General features: G+C 63.4%; 9 protein-coding genes and 1 pseudogene. 3 read left to right on the top strand and 7 right to left on the bottom strand.

Annotation, left to right across the window (positions count from 1 at the left end; genetic code table 11):
- The first annotated feature begins 11 nt into the window (after nucleotides 1-11).
- Complete coding sequence (locus SPYCW_RS07460; RefSeq protein WP_012114960.1) at nucleotides 12-488, top strand: peroxiredoxin family protein; 477 nt, start codon at nucleotides 12-14, stop codon at nucleotides 486-488.
- Between the two features lie 9 nt (nucleotides 489-497).
- A pseudogene (locus tag SPYCW_RS07455) lies at nucleotides 498-1,130 on the top strand (IS5 family transposase); the annotation flags it as partial.
- A 21-nt stretch (nucleotides 1,131-1,151) separates the two neighbouring features.
- Here SPYCW_RS07455 and SPYCW_RS07450 read toward each other — a convergent pair.
- The 7 genes from SPYCW_RS07450 to SPYCW_RS07420 all read right to left on the bottom strand — a co-directional run bounded on the left by SPYCW_RS07450 (nucleotide 1,152) and on the right by SPYCW_RS07420 (nucleotide 17,196).
- Nucleotides 1,152-1,382, bottom strand: a complete 231-nt coding sequence (locus SPYCW_RS07450) for a helix-turn-helix transcriptional regulator (protein ID WP_012114961.1) — start codon at nucleotides 1,380-1,382, stop codon at nucleotides 1,152-1,154.
- Between the two features lie 319 nt (nucleotides 1,383-1,701).
- A complete protein-coding gene (locus tag SPYCW_RS07445) occupies nucleotides 1,702-4,710 on the bottom strand; it encodes a helicase (RefSeq protein WP_120216263.1) in 3,009 nt (1,002 codons plus the stop codon).
- The gene (locus tag SPYCW_RS07440) at nucleotides 4,707-6,512 is read right to left on the bottom strand and encodes a phospholipase D family protein (protein WP_120216262.1); all 1,806 of its coding nucleotides are present in this window, start codon (nucleotides 6,510-6,512) and stop codon (nucleotides 4,707-4,709) included. Before SPYCW_RS07440 ends, SPYCW_RS07445 begins: the two co-directional genes overlap by 4 nt.
- Nucleotides 6,509-7,753: a DUF6361 family protein gene (locus SPYCW_RS07435; protein ID WP_232014869.1), complete on the bottom strand. Its 1,245-nt coding sequence runs from the start codon at nucleotides 7,751-7,753 to the stop codon at nucleotides 6,509-6,511. The genes SPYCW_RS07440 and SPYCW_RS07435 overlap by 4 nt, the downstream gene beginning before the upstream one ends.
- 37 nt (nucleotides 7,754-7,790) lie before the next feature.
- On the bottom strand, nucleotides 7,791-11,132 hold the full coding sequence (locus SPYCW_RS07430) for a DEAD/DEAH box helicase (RefSeq protein WP_120216261.1): 3,342 nt from the start codon (nucleotides 11,130-11,132) through the stop codon (nucleotides 7,791-7,793).
- A gap of 14 nt (nucleotides 11,133-11,146) precedes the next feature.
- A complete protein-coding gene (locus SPYCW_RS07425; protein WP_232014868.1) occupies nucleotides 11,147-14,542 on the bottom strand; it encodes a UvrD-helicase domain-containing protein in 3,396 nt (1,131 codons plus the stop codon).
- Nucleotides 14,539-17,196 (bottom strand): PD-(D/E)XK nuclease family protein, encoded by a 2,658-nt coding sequence (locus SPYCW_RS07420; RefSeq protein WP_120216259.1) that lies wholly within the window; start codon nucleotides 17,194-17,196, stop codon nucleotides 14,539-14,541. Before SPYCW_RS07420 ends, SPYCW_RS07425 begins: the two co-directional genes overlap by 4 nt.
- A gap of 199 nt (nucleotides 17,197-17,395) precedes the next feature.
- On the opposite strand from SPYCW_RS07420, the gene SPYCW_RS07415 reads away from it, so the two are divergent.
- Nucleotides 17,396-18,280: a WYL domain-containing protein gene (locus tag SPYCW_RS07415; RefSeq protein ID WP_120216258.1), complete on the top strand. Its 885-nt coding sequence runs from the start codon at nucleotides 17,396-17,398 to the stop codon at nucleotides 18,278-18,280.
- Nucleotides 18,281-18,288 lie beyond the last annotated feature (8 nt).

Below are 18,288 nucleotides of genomic sequence, written 5' to 3'. Positions count from 1 at the left end.
GTGCAATTGTGATGCTGCAGAATGGCGACGTCTTTCCCTCATTCATCTTTGGTCGCGCTGGCGGCGGCGAAATCCACTTGCCCGGAGATCTGGCGGGCGGGTTCGGTGTTATCCTGTTCCACCGTGGTTCCTGGTGTCCATACTGCAACGCCCAGCTCGCCGAATTTGCGCGAGCGGCGGACAAGTTCGCCGAGGACGGGATCAGGGTCGTCTCAGTATCGACGGACGATCGGGAAAAATCGGAGGCGCTCGTCGACAAGCACAAGCTAGGGTTTCCGGTCGGCTACAGCGCGGATGCACGAGCAGTTTCCGCAGCCACCGGCGCCTTCGTCAATGAGAATCCGCTAGCCCTCCAAGCGACCGGGTTCGTCATCGATCCAGAGGGCCGGATCGTGACAGCTGTCTACTCGACCCGCGCGATCGGTCGCCTTATGCCCGCCGATGTTCTGAATTTTGTACGTCACTTCAAGTCCCTGGCAGGCAACTAAAAAACGGTTGATCTGTCGCCGCGGAGCACGGTCAACGATTACTTCCGGCGATGGGACTGGGACGGGGCGCTGGAGCGCATCCATCACGCGCTCTATGTTGCGTGTCGTGAGGCAGCGGGCCGGGAGGCCAGTCCCACAGCGGCGATCATTGACAGCCAGACCGTCAAGGGCGCCGAAAAAAGGGGGCGCTCGGTCGATCCGCCAGGCTACGACGCCGGCAAGAAGATCAAAGGTAAGAAGTGGCACGTCCTGGTCGACACACAGGGCCTGTCGATGCGGGCCATCGTGCATGCCGCCGACGTGCAGGATCGCGACGGCGGTGTGTTGCTGATGGGCGCGCTGTTCGGCCTCTATCCGTTTCTGCTCAAGCTCTACGCCGACAGCGGTTAGCAGGGACCAAAATTCCGCGACGGCCTCGCCGCCGCCGGTGCCCAGGTCAACGTCGAGGTCGTCAAACGCTCGGACGTGCACAGGTTCGTCATCCTGCCTCGACGATGGATCGTCGAGCGCACCATCGCCTGGCTCAACCGTTGCCGCCGATTGGCAAAGGACTGGGAGTACCTCAACCGCACCGGCCTCACCTTCCTGCGCTGGGCCACCGTTCGCCTCATGCTCCGAAAGCTATGCAAAAACACGAATTGATCCCAGATGGACTCTAAGCGATCAAGCACGATCCATAGCGCTTTGTTCAATTCGCCTTGGGGCGCGGCACTGCACACGATTCTTGTCGTCCCACGCCTCAAGCTCATCGACCCGGTAGAGAACCGCTTTGCCGATTTTTACGAACGACGGCCCTATTTTCATCACACGCCAATTCCGAAGTGTGCCAACGGAAACGCTGCCACGATAGCGTTCGGCTACTTCTTCTGGTGTGAGGAATGTGGTCTGTGACATATGCCCTCCTTCAGCAAGAAAACCTGCCGCGGTCATTGTTGACGATCAAGCGCGAGACGCATTCCGAAATGCGTCTGTCATTGGAGAGGCATCGACGCGATGGCCGAGCTTCGATGGCGCACGCTCCTGCACGACCGAACATGAGCGCGCGCAAGTGGCCAGGGAAGTATCAATCTTCAGGCGTAGGGAACGCGGCTAGTCAGGGATATAAATAGGCGGGAAACTGCACGACGCCGACTGGGATGATCAGGCCGCGTGAGGGGCTGCTTGTCCCGCATGAACAGGATGGACGAGCCGGGAGCGCCGAATGGCAAGCCCGCTATTTATCGAGGTTCTTCTGTCGTGAAAATGCGGACAGATCGAGGGTCAATGCTTGCAGTGATCGCGTCGTTTCCACGTCGTGATGCGTCAGGAGATCGACAAGATCCTCTTGGTTCGGCTGTCCCAAAGCAAGGCGATAGAGCAGCCTCTGCGTCCTCAATTTCGCAAATCGATCAATGTCGCGACTTTGGGGAAGCGCGAACAAATGTCGCTTTAGATCTGCGCCTTCCATCGCCCACCACGGGCTGAGGCCGGTTTTATCATTCGCGAATGCCTTGTCGGCGTCGCGTGCGATGATGTCCCACGGCGACGATGCTTGGCCTCGTGCTTGCGCAAGCGCTTGTTCACCTAGTTTTCGGGCGAGCGGTTGTCGGACAGTCAGTCCGCCGAAGCGCTGAACGCGGCCTTCTCGTTGCTCCAGGTCAACCGGGCTGGAACAAAGATCCCAGTGGCCGAGCCTGTCGCACCAACTATGAAAGTCGAGACCTTCCTGTCCGACAGAGGTTGTTGCCAGGACGTGGGGCCAGAACGGCGTGTTGAACGCGCTGCGGATTTCCTCAGAGCGCGCCGGTGGCGGTTCATTGACATCATGGTCCTGTCGATGCGCCTCTGTCTCGGCGCCCCCAAACGGCACCGCAGCGTGACAACGGATACGAATTTTGTCCTTCTTCTTCGCCCCCTTGAACCCGAAGGTGCCGACGTTCGCTGCGAGCGCCGTCGACAGATCCTCGATCAGCCCATCAGGGTTGACCTTGGATTTGCGCAGCCAAAAATGTTCGTCGAGGACGGCCTCCAGGCAGCCATCAACGCACGCATTCTGATATTTCTGCGTGGCGTCCTCGCCGGGCAAGACCGACCAGAAAACAGGGCGATCCAGATAGGTGCGCAGCCGTGTCCAGCAGAAGCGTACGAGCCGCGCGAAATGCTGCTCCTGGAAATCGAAAAGGTCCGGAAGGTGGCGATAGAGTGCTCGGCCAGTCACGACGCCAGGGGCGCCGAGAGCCATATCCACCAAGGCGTCCAACTCCCACCGGCTTAGCCAGGTGATCGCCTCTGCCTCTTGGCGCTGTTTGAGCAATGTTTGAAGTGTCGCATCCTTCTGTGCGACCCGGCCCCAGTTCTTCTGGACCACCGCGAACTCCCGCGCCAGCGGGGCCTTCTGCGCGTGCTCGATGGCAGCGAGGATCGCCCATGCTGGTTTGCGGCGTCGGTTGCTACGCGCATTCGGAGCATCCGGCGCGATCGTCGGGGGCAACGCCTGAATAATCTGCTGCCGTGCCCTGTCCCTGATCTGCTTCATCGCCGCCTTTCCCTTCACATCGAGCGGATCGACAGCGCGGATCAGGAAGGGGCTCGGGTGAAACAGGGCGAGCGTGGGCCCTTGGTTGGGCTTCGGATTTAGGTGGCGTTTCTTCCACGCGGCGGCGTAGGGAAGACTGCTTTTCCCAACGTATTTGCGCTCGACCTCTAGGCTGACAAGGGCTGCCAGGCTTTGCGGCGTGGCCCTGAACCGGCTGAAGATCAGCATCTTGGGTGATTGCGTCACCTTCGCCCATGGGCCGGAAGGCGCCCACCAAGTCAGCGATGGCAACACCCATGGGAGCGCAAGGGCCTCCGTCGGCACAAGGTCGTTGAGGGCGCGGAGCTTGGCGCTTCCCCAACCGTCTTTGGGCGGCTTGAAGCAATTGGTGACTCCAAGCCGGGGGACGCTGCGCGTGGCTGGAAAATCTATGTCGCGAGAAATCAGGTATCGGTCCCCCAACGCTTGCGCAGGGAGAGGCACTGAAAGCCAGTAGCCGATCGCGCTGCCCGCGAGCTTGGGCGGCACATGGTCGGTGAAATGGCGATAGACGTCGAGATCGTGGGGCTCGATCCTTACGGACGGCGGCGCAGGCTCTCCGGCATGGTCGGAAGCCGGACGCTCGGTCCGCGACATGAGCGGTGTGAGGAGCGCCTCGAGATGATGCTTGAGCGTTTGCGCCTCTTCGATCGCCGCCGTTCGGCTATCGGGTGGCAGGTGGCCGATCAAATGCAGGAGATCGCCAAAACGACGAAATTGGGTTTCAGCCTCAGCGCGTACAGCCGACCCGCCCAGAAATTCGATAATCTCGAAAAATTCGACATGAGGAGCAGCCCCAGCGCCGCTTTCCCAGCGCTCGGCATAGAAGCGATAGGGCGTGGCGGACAGGAGGAGGATCGGCGGCGGCGTCCCTCCATCTATTCCTGCCAGCAATTGACGCGCCAAGGGATTATCGGCGCCTGCGTCGAGCAGCTCGCGATAGCATTGGAACTCGTCGAAAATGACGAGATCGGGCGGGGCGGAATCCAAAGCGGCTTGAGCGAGCGCCTTCCGCATCCGGCCCAAGCTCTGGCCATGTTTGCTCGTATCGATCGCGTGCAGAATGTTTTCGCGGGCCGGCTTGCCAAATTCCGCGCGTAACGCTCGGCCATAAGCCGTCTTGAAGAGGGCGGAGACATTGTCGAACTTGCCTTGAGCTTCCTCGCACGCCCATGGCCAGCCGGACGTTGCGCCATATTCGATATAGCCTTCCGGAAAGGCCGCGGTCAGGCCCGGGTATAGTTCGTCCAACAGGAGCTTGATAAACGCGCGCTCGACAGCCTTTCCGCCGTAGAGGCCCTGCGAGCTGGAGAACGATGTGGTGGGTGTAAAGGCGTAGAGCCGCAGCTTTCCCTTCCGTTTTTCCTCGAACGGAATGAGACCGACCCGGTCGATGATGGAGAGTGCGTCCTTGGCGTCGTCCTTGTCGAGGAAGCGCAGCAGTTCGACCTTGTTCTGGTCCGCGACTTTGAGCCCGCTCGTGATATAGTAGACCGTGAACTTACGGGCTTTGCTCGCCAATGCCGCGAGCGTATCTCGGCCGACGACGGTTTTCCCGAGGCCGACTTCGTCCGCTACGAGAAACCGGCGCAGTGGGTTGCCTCCCGACAGGGCGGCGGTTGCAGCTTTGACCGTCGCGGCCTGGAAGGGTTTTGATTTCGCGCTCATGGGGCAAGCCGGGTCCGCACGATGGCCCAGATCTGAGCGAGTTCGTTCAAGTCAGCTCTCTCCGTTTCGCTTAGGTTTTCGCCGTGGGCGAGGAGCGCATCCACATAGGGCGCAAAATGGCGATCGACCCGGCCGAAGGCTTTGCGATCGCGTGCCCAAGCCGTGAGAATATCCTCCAACGTCAGGCGGTCATAACCCCGGCCTTGGGGGCGGTTCCCCCGCGATCCGGCATCTTCATCCCATGCGCCACCACCGACCGGAAGCGTGTCGCCACCGAGCATCGCACGCATCCAGTCATGAAATGCGCGAAGCCCCATGTGGCTGGCCAGCGCGGCTAGATCCCGCTGCTCTTCGAGAGGCGGATCGACGGTGACTCGCTGCATCCATCGCAAATCGCCGTCTGGGCCGCTTATCCGGACCTGAATGAAGGCAGACTGAAGTGACAAGGGGATCGGTCCAAGACCGAGGCGGACGGCGTCGGTTGGCCAAGCCAGCAGGTCGCCATTTGCAGATCCGGCGTGCAGCACATGGTCCAGGTAGGCAAGCGAAGGAACCGCCCGCGCTTTGATCGAGAAGCATTCCCCGTCGCGGCGCAGAATCGGATCCCAAGAGGCGATCAGCGCCTTGCGCGACTCTTCCAGTGCATCGGCCGCACTCATGCTGCGCAGGTCTGTGGCGGCGAGTTCCTCTAGGGTGACAGGCGTCGCTTTACCGACGAGGAACGCCAGACCGGATGCGAATGCTTCTCCGGCCTCGAGTTCGACCATGACTTCCGAGTTGCGTCCGGACCATGCCCTTTCGGTCGCATTGGCGCTCCCGACCCTCAAGATCGTCTTCTCGCCCGAGTGGAAGCAGAAAATCTTCGCATGGAGAGCAAGGGGCACCGGCTCCACATCATCTTCGGCCACAGGTTCGGTGCCGGGAAGAGAGAGCGTGGACTCGTCAGCGAGCACGTCCGGCGCCGCATAGGCCAGGATTTTCGAGAAGCCGGTCAGCGATGTCCTGGACCGGGTGACCATATCGGCAAGAGCCGGCATCGACGAAATCAGCGTTCTGGATCCAGCCGCCCCCCAGTGGCCTGCCTTTTTCAGAAAGTCGGGCGATAAGAACGGACTGATGATCGTTATGCCGTCGACCGCGCCGGATGGCGGCTCCGCTGGCAAGGGAGCGCCTTGGTCCAGACCATTGAGGAGGGCGCGTAAGCGAAACCCGTCTGGCGCATCCCACCAGATCGCCTCCAGTTGCTTCGAGATGTCATCGGCATCCTCGCGCGCTGCGGAGCGTGCGAGAGTGCTCGCGAGCGCGCCGACGCCAGGGAGCCGAACCCGTCCCTTCGCGCGCTTTTCGCTGCCGTCCAGCAAAACGCCCGCGTCGAGATCCTGAGATCGGGTGAGGTTCCGGCTGCCAATCCAGAGTTTCCAGCGGGTTTCCCCTTTGGGGCAGTTATAGGCAACCAAAGCAATCTTCGGATGCCAGCTGCGCTCACGTTCATCGTAGGGTTGCTCGACGATGAACTGATCTAGGATGCCCGCGATACGGGGGAGAGCGACCGGGCGCGCGATCCGCCCGCGCTGGATGATTATCCTGACGTGATCGCGCAGCCTGTCGATCGCTTCGGCAAAATCGACCGCCGTTCCGCTGCCCTTGTCATTGTTACGACCAATCAGGGCGAGCAACGCCGCGGCGACCGCAGACAGGTCGACCGAGTAGGTCGCGAACAACGCGAGCTTGACTGTCTCCAATCGCCCGGGCCGCAGTTCGTCGAGGTAGGGTTGGCCGTGCCAAGCTTGCCGATCGCTCATGCGACGGCTTCCAGATCACGCAGGAGCCGCTTCACATTCCCCCAGCGATAATGGAGCGGCTCGGCGCGACCATGGCGCTCGCCTTGCCATTCCATGCGCCGATCGACGCCGAACTGGTTGCTGGCAAGACGCGCGCGATCATCCTTCCTGCTCACCTCCGCTCGCGCATACACGTCGAGCAGCGGCATCGGATCCTTGCTATTTGCCCGAACCCAGGCCGAAGTTTCTTTCAACACGCCCTCAACCGCAGGCGGGAGGTGGCCGATTTCGGCGAGAAACAGATTCATATCCAACCGAGCGGCCAGCCCGCCCCATTGCTCGACCGCGTCTTTCAGTTCGGTGCGATGCAAATTTGGCTGCGGCCGCTTGTCGCGCGTTTCCTTGAGTGTCTCGACCTGGGCCGCATAAATCGCCCTGCCAATGCCCGAGAGCGCCGCCGCCTGGCCGGCCCGCTTCAGCATGGCGGCCTCCTTGCCGGCGAGTGCGAGAATTTCGCTGTCCCAGCAGTGATCCGCCTCGCCGAGCGGCTTTCCGACCAGTTTCGACAAGAGCGATGGCTCGCCTGGATCGGTCGGCGAGCGAACGGCGCGCAGCTTGGTCGCGAGATAGATCTGCTCGGGCGCTGAAAGGTCGAGCGTGAGTTTTCCTCCGCCATCCCAGTCGCCGGGGGCATCGATCAATCCCGAGATTGGCCAGGCCACCGTCTCGAAGGGTTTCCCGTCATCGTCATTGAGGGCGCGCCTGCTGGATGCCGCCAAGAGCTTCGCCATATCCGGGCGACTCCATGGCCGGCCATCAGGGCGGGTGCCGATCAGTCCCCATTTGGCGAGGGCCGTCCAATAAACATAGGCTGGTGGCTGGCTGATCACTCGGGGGAAGACTTCCCCTCCGATCACGCCATCTTTCTCGCCGCCCGCTCCATCGACATATTTGAGACGGCCGGTCAGCTCGTGTTCGAGATCGGAAAAGGCTTGGCCAAAATCCTTGGGGACAGGGCGCTTCGTCCGCAGGCTTTGGTAAAGCCAGGGGATGAGAAGCGCGTAGCGCAGCCGTGTGTGCAGAACCGATGTGCCCGGGAAGAAGTGATCGGCATAGCGCTGGTGGACGATGAGGAACCCGACCTCATCGCGCACCCCCGCTGCGCCGCCGAACATCATCTGTTCGGCCTGGCCCAGCGCTTTGCGCGACAAAAAGGTGAACCCAAAAGATGACACGAAGCCTGCCCCCCAAGGCGTGATCAAACTTACAGCTTAAGAATATTTCAGATGCCTCACGACATCATTCACTACCAATAATTTTCAACCTCATAGCGCGGGTTTCGAGTAAATAGGTTTCAACCCCGGCAAGAAGATGCAAGCCTTCTTCACCGATTGCTTGCCGGGATAGCCCGGGTTGCACGATGCGGACGTCGAACTCAAAGCGGTGATCTTGCCACCCGACCTTGAGTTTCTTGATCGCGGCGGCCGAGCCTTGCTCAATCCGAGAACTGAGGCCGCGGTCCCGGCGCATCTTTTCGCGCCTCAGCATATGTTGAAGCATGCGGCCTGGTCGGTCGCGCCACCGAGCGGATTTCTGAGTCTGGCCGCAAACCTCGTAGAGGTCGCCGAGACGCGCACCTGGCGTATCCGCCCCCGAATATTTGCAGTGGTAAAGGGTCACGGAAACGACGCTGTCGGTTATGCGCAGCGCAACGACATCAGCGATCTCGCCTTTGCCATCATCGTCGAAGATCACATCATAGGGATCGGGGTCCGCCAACAGCGTGTCGATGACAAGGCGCTGGACTGAGTCTGCGCGCTTACTCGTGCCTTGCGACTCGACGCGGATATTGGCCTTCGACCAATCCCAGGCCTCGATCTTGTCGGACGGGTAGGGCTCGATCGCTTCGCCCTCGGGAAGGGTGTAGAGATGGCTGTAGATGAGCAGCGATCCATCACCGAAGTCGATCTGAGGCGAATCCTCGCCGAAGGATTCCGAAAGCGTCTGCATCTTGCTGCCGATCTTGATCGTCGCCTTGGCACCGGTGCGCTGGGGGTAGCGGGCATGCCCGTCGCTGAAGACGATCTCGAACTCCGCTGCGTGATCATCGCTCCGCACGGCGAAGCGCAGCGGCCCGGTACGAGCGTTATCGAGCAACTCGATATCGCATTCCGCGAAGGTTACGGGCTCATCGCCGAACGAGATCTCGATCCGCTCCTCGAACTGGGTGATCAGAGATTCAGGCCAATGGATAGCCACAGGCGGAACAGCTGGGCGCTGGCTGATCTGGTGGGGGCGCATCGCGCTCTTGAAGACGCCGTCGGTCGTAATGCTGGGATCGTTCACCGTGCGGCCGACATCCTGGCACCAATCAACCCAGTCGGTCAGGTCATGGACCTTGGCGCTGGACCAGAACTTGCCCTTGGCCGAGCATCCGCGTGAGGCAGGCACGCCGTCGAGGAAGCCGGTGGCGAAGATGTTGTTCTTGATCCTCGACTGGGATTTCGCGCTATCAAGGCCGTCGGCGACGTCCACGCCCATGTACATTGAATAGCGGACGCCGCGCCCCTGATGGTGGGTGAGGCCGAGGTTGCGCAGGATGAGTCGCTTGAACCCGTGGAGGCTGCGGAACACTTCCTCTCCTTCCACGCGGCGCGTCGTATCGCCACAAACTGCCTTTGCCAGGCGGTCGAACGGTCCCTTGGCGGAACTGCTGATGTAGAGCAGGCCACTTGCCTGATCCCAGTGGAGCATGTGCAGATCCCAGGTGACGTTCACTGCCTGCTGCGCCGAGGTCCAGCGCGCCTGTTCCTCTGCCCGGGTCACGAAGATCGCGACCCGTTGATGCGGGTTTAGCTTCATGCCGAGATAGACGCCGGGATTGTAGAGTTCCTCCGCGCAGAACGGATCCCAAGAATCACAAGACGTCCGGTAGAGAACCGCGTTCATTTTCGGTTCGAGGGTCTGGAGCGGAATGTCGCTCAGGTCCCCCGAAAAGCCCTTGAACATCTCCGCGCGCCGAACCTGGCGTTCGATCTTGGCGGAACTGAGCGCCTCCACCAGCGCGTTCCAGTCGGCGTCCTCGGCGTAGAGCTTGGCCAGCGAACGATCGACATCGTCGATGCCGGTATTGGCGATCACCGTCGCATCACCCAGGGTCGGGTCCTGGCGGGTAAAGCGGCCGACGAACTGGATCGTCACCGCCACGCTCTTGTGATGATCGTGCAATGCAGCGATCTTCAACTCGGGCAGGTCAAAGCCCTCGCCGAGCATGTCGACACATACGATAATCCGGCTCTCAAAGCGGCGTAGCGCTGCCAGATTTTCACGCCGTTCCTTCAGCGATTGCTGGCTGTGGACGATGACTGGCCGACAGTCCGGATAGGCCGCCGTATAGAGGCTATGCAGGTGCTTGGCGCGTTCGATCGTGCTGCAACGGGCCATCGCCAGATGATTGAGGCCGGCGTCCAGGTCCGAGGCAAGCACTTCGCCGAGCTTGTCTATGATCGCTTGGTCGGCGTCGGGTTGATCCAGCCCGAATACGGCCTCGAAGCGGATCGGCTTGAAATAGCCTTCCTGCTGCGCCTTCTTCAGGGGGTAGGTGTAGATGAACTCCCCATCGACGCGGCCGCCATCCTCACGAAACGGGGTGGCTGTGAACTGGATCACCGGAATGGGCGGCTCGTGCTCGACGAAGAGCCCGCGAAAGGACTTCCAGGTCCGTGCGCCGATGTGATGCGCCTCGTCGATAAAGAGTGCGGAGGCACGGGCTGCCATCTGCTCCTGTACCGCCGCCTCGGCGCGGCCAGCGATCTGCATCGTGGTGACGACGACATTGGCGCTGTCGAAGATTTCATCGACCTCGGCCTCGCTGACCGGAATGTGTGAGAGCCGTATGACCACAGGGAAGGCCGCGGTTTCATCGAGACATTTCTGCTGTTTCAGGACGCCGAAGGTCTCGAATTTGCCCGCGATCTGCTCGCGCAGAGCGTCGGTAGGGACCACCACCAGCAGGCGCTCGAACCGCCGGTTGGCATTGAGTGCCAGCATTGTCTCGGTCTTACCCGTCCCCGTCGGCATGACGATGGTGGCCGGGTCCGTCGATCGTGTCGCATGGGCAAGCGCGGCATGAAGCGCACCGATCTGGGGGCGCCGCAAACCAGGCTGCGCCGGCACACCATCGGCCGCGGCTCGGGCTTCGCGCAAATGAATGGCGTCGATCCAGGAGGCGGAGACGGCCTTAAGCCGCTCGACGCGCGCGGAACGATCCAGCGTGTCTATGCCGATCGGCAGCGCGTTCATCCACCGGCCGGTGCCCAGTTCGAGCGTTTCGACGATCCGTTCCGGCTCCGTTGCGCCGGGCACTAGCAGGACCAGATCAGCTTCCAACGGTGTGGCCGTCTTCGCGCTGATGACCTTCAGGATTTCGCCGGATTCCAGGGTCGTCTCATAACCATTGACGCGGCGGATGGCGAATGGACGCAGTCGGCAACGTACCCGGCGCGCAGGAACGGCCAACTGGCGTACGGGGCTTCCCAGCACCTTGCCGTCGATGGCAAGCCGGGCCGGCAAGAGCAGTTCGACCTCGGGATTAAAGAGATCGTCCTGATTGGGGCCGGTGGATCGCGTGCGGGAGGCCATTGGGTCGCCCTCCGTCAGGCCGACACGGTCTGCGGCGAAGGCGAGACGGAAATTACCGCTCCCCTCGTCATCAGCACGATCAGTCCGCGTTCGGCGCCGGTCATGTTGAGATAGGCGCGCACCTGCGCATGATAATGATCGAGAGTCTGAGCGTCGGGGTCCACGTCGCTCTTCCAGTCGACCACCACGACTGGCCGGCCATCTGCGCCAACTGTCAGAGCGTCGGCGATTCCGACCGTCGCGGTTTCCACGCCGTCGTTCGCTTGGGCGGCATAGACGGGAAATTCGGCCAGGAGACCGGGTCGCAAGGCCGCGATGTCAGGCAGAGCCAGAGTGCGAGCGACACAGGCTGCCAGTTCGTCGGCCGACAGCCCTGTCGCTGGATCGGCGACCGGCGATCGGCCAAGCGAGCGGATGAGGTCGGCCGCCCGCTCGATCAGCGCCGCCTCGGCTTCCGGGATCTCCCCGGTCAGTACCTCTTCGATGAGCTTGTGGAGGATTAGCCCGCGCTCCCGGCCTCCCTGCACCGGGGCAACGGCTTCCAGTTCGGGGGGCTGGTCGTCAGCCGAGCCGGTCCAGAGAGACGCCTCTTCTTCCCGGAGCACCGCCCCGGCGGCGTTTTCGTCGCGGCTGGGTGCAAGCCAGGTCAGCCGCGTCTGCGCAGCGGCGATGATTTCAGCTTCGGCGACGAAGTTCGCGCGTGTCTGGGCGTTGTTCGCTCCCGTCCCCGCGGCCGTGAGGCCGGCGGGCAGATGCGAGACATCCAGGCAGGGCAGTTCGGTGAGCGACAGATCGACGAGACCGATCCATGCCGATTTCGACGGCGTGATGTCGAGCCGGGGGAGGACGAGAAGTTCACGGGCGCGGGTGGCCGCGACATACCAGAGTCGGATGCGTTCGCGGTCCAGCTCCTCCTTTTCCGTCTGGCGCGCGACGTCATAGCCTTCGGGCGTGACGCCCAGGACCGGGCAATAGAAGGTCTCGGTCTGGCGGTCGAGGACGGCGCTTTCGGGTGCCATCACGCCGGTCATAGTATTGATCGGAATGACGATCGGCCATTCCAACCCCTTGGCCGCGTGCATGGTGAAGAGCGCGACCGCTTCCTCCTGTGCATCAGGTCGCCCCTCGACGGCGCGGACCTCGTCGGACCACGCCGTCGCCATGGCCTCGGCGAAGGCGCGCAGACCGCGCACGGCGAAGCCGGTCGACAGGCTGAGATAGAGATCGACGTTGGCGAGCGCGCGCTCGGCCTGGCCGCGATGCCGTTCGAGGAGAAGCGGACGGACGCGCATCACGTCCACCGCCTGTGAAAGCAGTTCGTGCGGGGTCGTGCTGTTGCCACGCCGGGAGAGCGATTGCAGCCGTTCGATGACCTCGCGCGCGAGCGGGTGCGTGATGACGGCCGGGTCGGTGCCGAGATCCAGGCGTGGAATCCGATCAGGCTGATTTTCCGAGCGGGGAAGCCCCCAGATGATGTCGAGCAGTTCTTCTTCGGACAGACCGACCAGAGGCCCGCGCAGCAGCGCACCGAGCGCGAGCGTATCGCGGCGGTCGGCCAGGACACGGGTCAGCGCGATCAGGTCCTGGACTTCCTGGCGGCGGAACAGCCCCTTGCCGGCTTGGGTCGCCACGGGGATGCCGCGCCGCTCCAGAGCTTCCTCGTAGCGCCACAGTTCAGCGCCGGTCGGCGCCAGCAAGGCGATGTCGCCCGGTTGGCAAGGGCGCTCCGTGCCGCTGCGTCGGTCGACGATGGGGTGGCTTTCAATCAGCTGGGCGCAAAGTTCGGCGATGGCGTCGGCTTCGGCGTCGCGTTGCTGTTCGGCGCTGGCCTTGCCGTTTTCATCAGCCACGGCGATGTCGAGGGCCGCTACGCAAACGCCACCCCGGTCGTCATGGAACGGGTCAAGCGCGGTGAACCCCGGCTGTCCATCGGCCGAGAGCACGGCCTCGAAGCGCTCGTTGACGAAGGTAAGGATCGAGGCGCAGGAGCGGAAATTGGTCGAGATCGACAGGAGGCTGTCGGCGTCCTGGGCGCGGAAAGCATCGCGCGCTTGGACATAGGCGCCGACATCGGCGCCCCGGAAGCGATAGATCGCCTGCTTGGGGTCGCCCACCAGGAAGAGCGCGCCTGGCCGGATTTGGTACCGCGTCCAGTCGTCATCGCCATCGACCGGTTCGCCGCACAGACGCCAGAAGATCTCGGTTTGCAGGGGATCTGTGTCCTGGAACTCATCAACGAGGACATGGGCGAAACGCTCTCCCAGCGCCCAGCGCACGGCATCGTGGTCACGCAGCAAGGCGCGCGCGGCGAAAATCAGATCGTCGAAATCGAGCTGGGCGCTGGCGCGCTTGTGGTCGCGATAGCGTTGCAGGATGGGATGCGCCTCGTCGATCAGCGCTGCGAGGGCATGGCCGGCGGCCACCTGCACAAGCACAGTCCAGGCATCGCAGCAGGCGGCGTAGTGGGTCTCGGCCGCGTCGTTCAGCCGATCGCCGTCGGCCTTGGAAAGACCGGCTTGCTTGGCTGCGGCGGCCCATTTTCCTTTCTTGCGGTAGGAAGCGAAGGTGCCGGACTTGGTGCAAAGGTCCGGGTGGGGGCGCGAGGTCAGGAGCTGGACGAGGCCCGTAGGTGTTCCCGGATCGGGAGCTGTCGCCAGGGCGGTCGCCATTTCGGCTAGCCGCTCGACGATCGTCACCGTTTCCGGCTCGGCTGCCGCCGTGCCATCCATGAAGCCCGCGAAATCCGCCGCAGCCTGCCGGAACGCTGTCAGGTGGCCGTCAAGCGGAGAGACGGACTGGGCCGCCAGCGTGGGGCGGCGGCGCAGGTTCTCCGCGATCTTGTGGATCAGGATCACCGTCTCGCCGGGGCTATGCAGCACCATCTCGGCCAAGATGCCGCCTTGGCCGCCAGACAGGCGCTCGCGCAACCAGCCGTCAACAATCTCGAGGAAGGTCAGATCGGCCCGGTTGCGATCCATCACGCTGGCGCCGGGGTCGATGTCGGCCTCCGCAGGGTAGGGCTTTATCAGGCGCTGGCAAAATCCGTGGATGGTCGAGCAAGTGATTTCGTCGATCGCGGCGCTGGCGGCGGTGAGATTGCGGCGATGGGTCTCCGACAAGCCATCGGGCAGCGCCACGCGCAGTTCGGTCGCGATCACGCCGGCCGAGAGGTCCGCGACGAACTCGCGGACGCGCGAGAGCAATTCGCTCGCGGCGAGTTCGGTGAAGGTGACGGCGGCGATGGCGCGCGGGGAAACGCCTTCAGCGAGCATGGCGGCGATGCGCCCAGCCATGACGGCGGTCTTGCCCGAACCCGCGCCCGCCTCGACCAGGATGGAGCGATCATGAAGGCTGATCGCATGACGGCGCGCGCCGTCGTCCTTCAGCACTTTGGACACGTTGCTCATCATTCCGCCTCCCAGACCTGAGCGACTTCGCCGAGCCGCTCCGTGGCGGCCGGCATCTTGCGTTTGCAGTAGGTGGCGCTGGCGTTGGCCGGCAGGGCGAAGGCGAGGTCGTCGTAGTCGCCGCCGGTATCCGGTCCAGGCAGGGCCGCGCCGCCGGCGAGACTCGTCCTTGCCGCGCGTAGATAGCCGGTGATCTCCACGAGCACCGCCTCGGGATCGTCGAGTTGAAGATCGACGGGATCGCGTGGATAGAGCAGAGAGGCGCTGATCGCGACGTCATCGCCGAGCAGCGCCTTGACCGCGAACGCATAGAGGCAGCGCTGAAGCTCGCGTCCGCCGTTCAGTCGGATGTCGCCGCGCGGCGGGCGGCCGGTCTTATAGTCGCGCACGAGGGCGCGTTTGCCGTCGCCCGCGATGTCGAGCCGGTCGATATAGCCGGCGATGTTGAAGCCAGTGTCGGGGATCGTGACTGGCGTGCTCGTATCCCAAGGCGTCTGCCCGTCGGATTTCGGCTGCGAGCCACCGAAGGGAACCTCTCCGTAGGAACGCGCGCCTGGCAGAAGGTCATCGCCATAGGACAGAGCGCGGCTGGCCAGCACGCGGGCGTCGTCGAGGGTCCGCCCCCAGATGACCGCCGGCGGAACCGGGCGCTCGCTCTCCCAGTCAGCGGCGACGGCTTGCGCGGCCCGCGCCACTGCGGCTTCGAGGGTCTGCGCGTCGGCGGCCGCAAGGCCACCTCCGGTTTCGAGATCGCGCAGGGCTTGGTCGAGGACCAGGTGGACAAGATCGCCAATTCCGAGTGCGTCGAGCACGAGCGGTTCGGCGCTGCTCTGCGGTTCACGCCATCCAAAGGCATAGACCCACACAAAGCTGAGTGGATTGCGCAACAGTCGGCGCAGCGAACTGGCGGATTGGGTCCGGCCGAGGATGGCGAGGATCAGCGGATGATCCGCCCGCACCAAGCCATCGTGGGAGGTGATCTCGATCTGTCGCCAGTCGCGCCAGCAGCCTTGCGCGCTGACGGCTTGCGTATCGGCGGCGAATTCCTGGGGCCGGGCCATCAGGCGGTCGGTTTCGCTGAAGGCGTGCGCTGGCGTCGCGTTGCGGCGCAGATAGGTTTCGTCGCCATGTCCGGCGAGCAGAGGGCTGCGACCCAGGAGACGTCCATCGGCGTCACGCCGCGCGCGCGAGAGGACAACGGTATCGCCCGTCGTGGCGAGGATCGTCTCGAAATCGCGCCGGTCAGCGAGATTAACCGGCAACGGGTCGAGCACAGGGGTCGCGATGATATGGTCGGGGATCAGCCGGTCTTCGGCGATCCCGCGCGGCCAGCGGGACGAATTGAGGCTAAGCAGCCGCACGAAGCGGCGGGGCGACGCGGCCAGCGCGCTGGCCGGCATCCAGGCGACGCAGATGCAGGCTTCCAGTCCGTCATCCTGCTTCAGGGTCTCGAGTGTCGCATCGACCGAGGCGGCGGGGCCGGCAAGCAGCGCCTTGCGCCAGATCGCGAGGGCTCGGCCCTTAAGGAAGGCTTCTCCAATCTCGCTGGCCGCCTCTGGCCCTTTCGTCAGCGTCTCGACTGCCGCGCGCAAAGCCGGCGTATGGTCGGCGCCATCGGGCCAGTCTTCCGGCGCCAACCGCGCCAGCAGTCGGTTCCAAGCGCCCGGCGTCGAGAGCGGCGCATCGCTCGGCAGGACGCGCAGCCAGCCTTCGGGCAGCGACTCGAAAGGTCCGCTGTCCCGACAGAGCGCTGTGAGCCGCCGCAACCGCGACTGCGACATGCCGCGGACCACGATGTCGGCCAGCGCCGCAGCGGCTTGGCCGTCGCGGGTGGTGACGGTGCGGACGCCGTGGACGAAGTGCAGATCGATGTTAGCATCGGTGCGGAGAGCCAGGAAATGATCATCATAATCGGCCGGCGAGGCGGTCGCGATGGCGATCTCCGAGGGGGTGACGCCCGAAGCGAGCAGGCCTCGCACCCAGCGCATCGCCTCGATGGCCTCGTGATAGGCCGTCGCCGCGCTGACGGCGTTGATCCCCGGCGCTTGCGCCGGTGCGCGAGAGATCGCGACGCCCGTGCCGTCCAGCCACGCGGGAACGCTCCTGGGACCGGCCGTCCACTGCACGGGGATATGGGCGGTGAGTGCCTGGAGCAGCGGCCGCCAGCAGGGCGAGAGTTCGGTGAGCCCGACGATCTCCATCGGACCAAGGACCGCTGGCGCGTGGGCGAGGCGCTCAGTCGCGGCGGCGGCGATGTCGAGAGGCCGCAGCATGCCGGCCGGAAGCTGGTCGAGGACGCCCGCCTCCAGGCGTGCGATGGCGGCGAGACGGGGATGTTCATCGGCCGCATGTGCGGCAAGGTTGATGCCCGCGCGCCAGGCTTTGTGCAGCGTGTCAGCCGCCGCATCGATCATACCGGGCAGCGTTTTGATGCTCTCCAGTTCGCCCATCGGCGTGGCGGATAGGGCCGTCTGGATGGCCGCGCGCAGACTTTCGTCATCGATCGGGCGAACAAAACCGCCGGCCAGCCGGACGGCGGCCTGCTCGAAGGACATGATCTGGAGGCCGTGCTGGCAGGCACGGCCCGCCGCAAGGCGGCTTTCCCGCATAGCGAGACGGCCGTGAACGACCAAGGTGGATCGATGTGCGATGGTCATGGTCGTCCTCCTTCCGGGTTTTGCTTGGGGCTGTGCGTCGCGCCATCGATCCGATCCAAAAAGCCGTGCCGCGGCATTCTTTGCCTCGCTGACTGTGACAGATCGACCATTGACGGAACCCCCTAATGGGAATAATAATTACACGGACTATGACGAGTTGTCCATATAGTTTTTATCCCCATTAGGCGAGGCAGGGTACATGGCAGAAGCCGCGACGGCGCTGAAGTGGGGGGTGGGGCGCCGACTCGAATTCATCGAGTTTCGGCTGTTTTGGGAGGGCTCGATCAACCGGGCTGATCTTGTCGAGGCGTTTGGTGTGTCGGTGCCGCAGGCTTCCAAGGATTTGACGCTCTATCAGGAGCGTGCGCCCGGAAACATGGAGTATGACACCCGCGGCAAGCGCTACGTCGCTGCCGAGAAATTTGTGCTGCGGTTCCTGGAGCCGGACCCGTACATCTATCTATCGCAGCTTCGCTCGGTCGCCGAGGGGGCTGTGTCCGCGAACGACTCGTGGATTGCGGCGCTCCCCAGCGCCGATGTGGCGCTGACCCCCAGGCGGGACATCGACATTAAGGTTCTGAGGAAGATTCTCGACGCCTGCCGCGAGGGCGTCTCCATCGACGTCTTCTACCAGTCGATGAACAAGTTGCGGCCTGAACCTACCTGGCGACGGATCACGCCGCACGCCTTCGGTCACGATGGTTTCCGCTGGCACACGCGGGCCTATTGCCACCTCGAACACAAGTTCAAGGATTTCCTGCTGCCGCGCATCCTCGACGTCGGCGCGAATGGGGAGCCTGGCGAGACTGGTGAACGGGACTGGCTCTGGAATAACTATTTCGACGTTATCGTCGGGCCGCATCCGGCTCTTACGGCGAGCCAACAGAAAGTCGTCGCCAAGGATTATGGGCTGGACCATGGCAAGAGCGTGCTTTCGGTGCGCTACGCAATGCTCTTCTATGTCTTGAAGCGCCTCGGGCTTCTTGGCGATGCCTCAAAGCAGAGCGCCCATACGCAGCATATCGTTACGATAAACCGTAAGGAAACGGAGGCCGCGCTAGAGAAATCGGGGCTTCAGCTATGAATGAATCG

The sequence above is a fragment of the Sphingopyxis sp. EG6 genome, assembly GCF_003609815.1.
Classification (GTDB): domain Bacteria; phylum Pseudomonadota; class Alphaproteobacteria; order Sphingomonadales; family Sphingomonadaceae; genus Sphingopyxis.
This window is presented reverse-complemented; position numbering and strand designations above follow the sequence as displayed.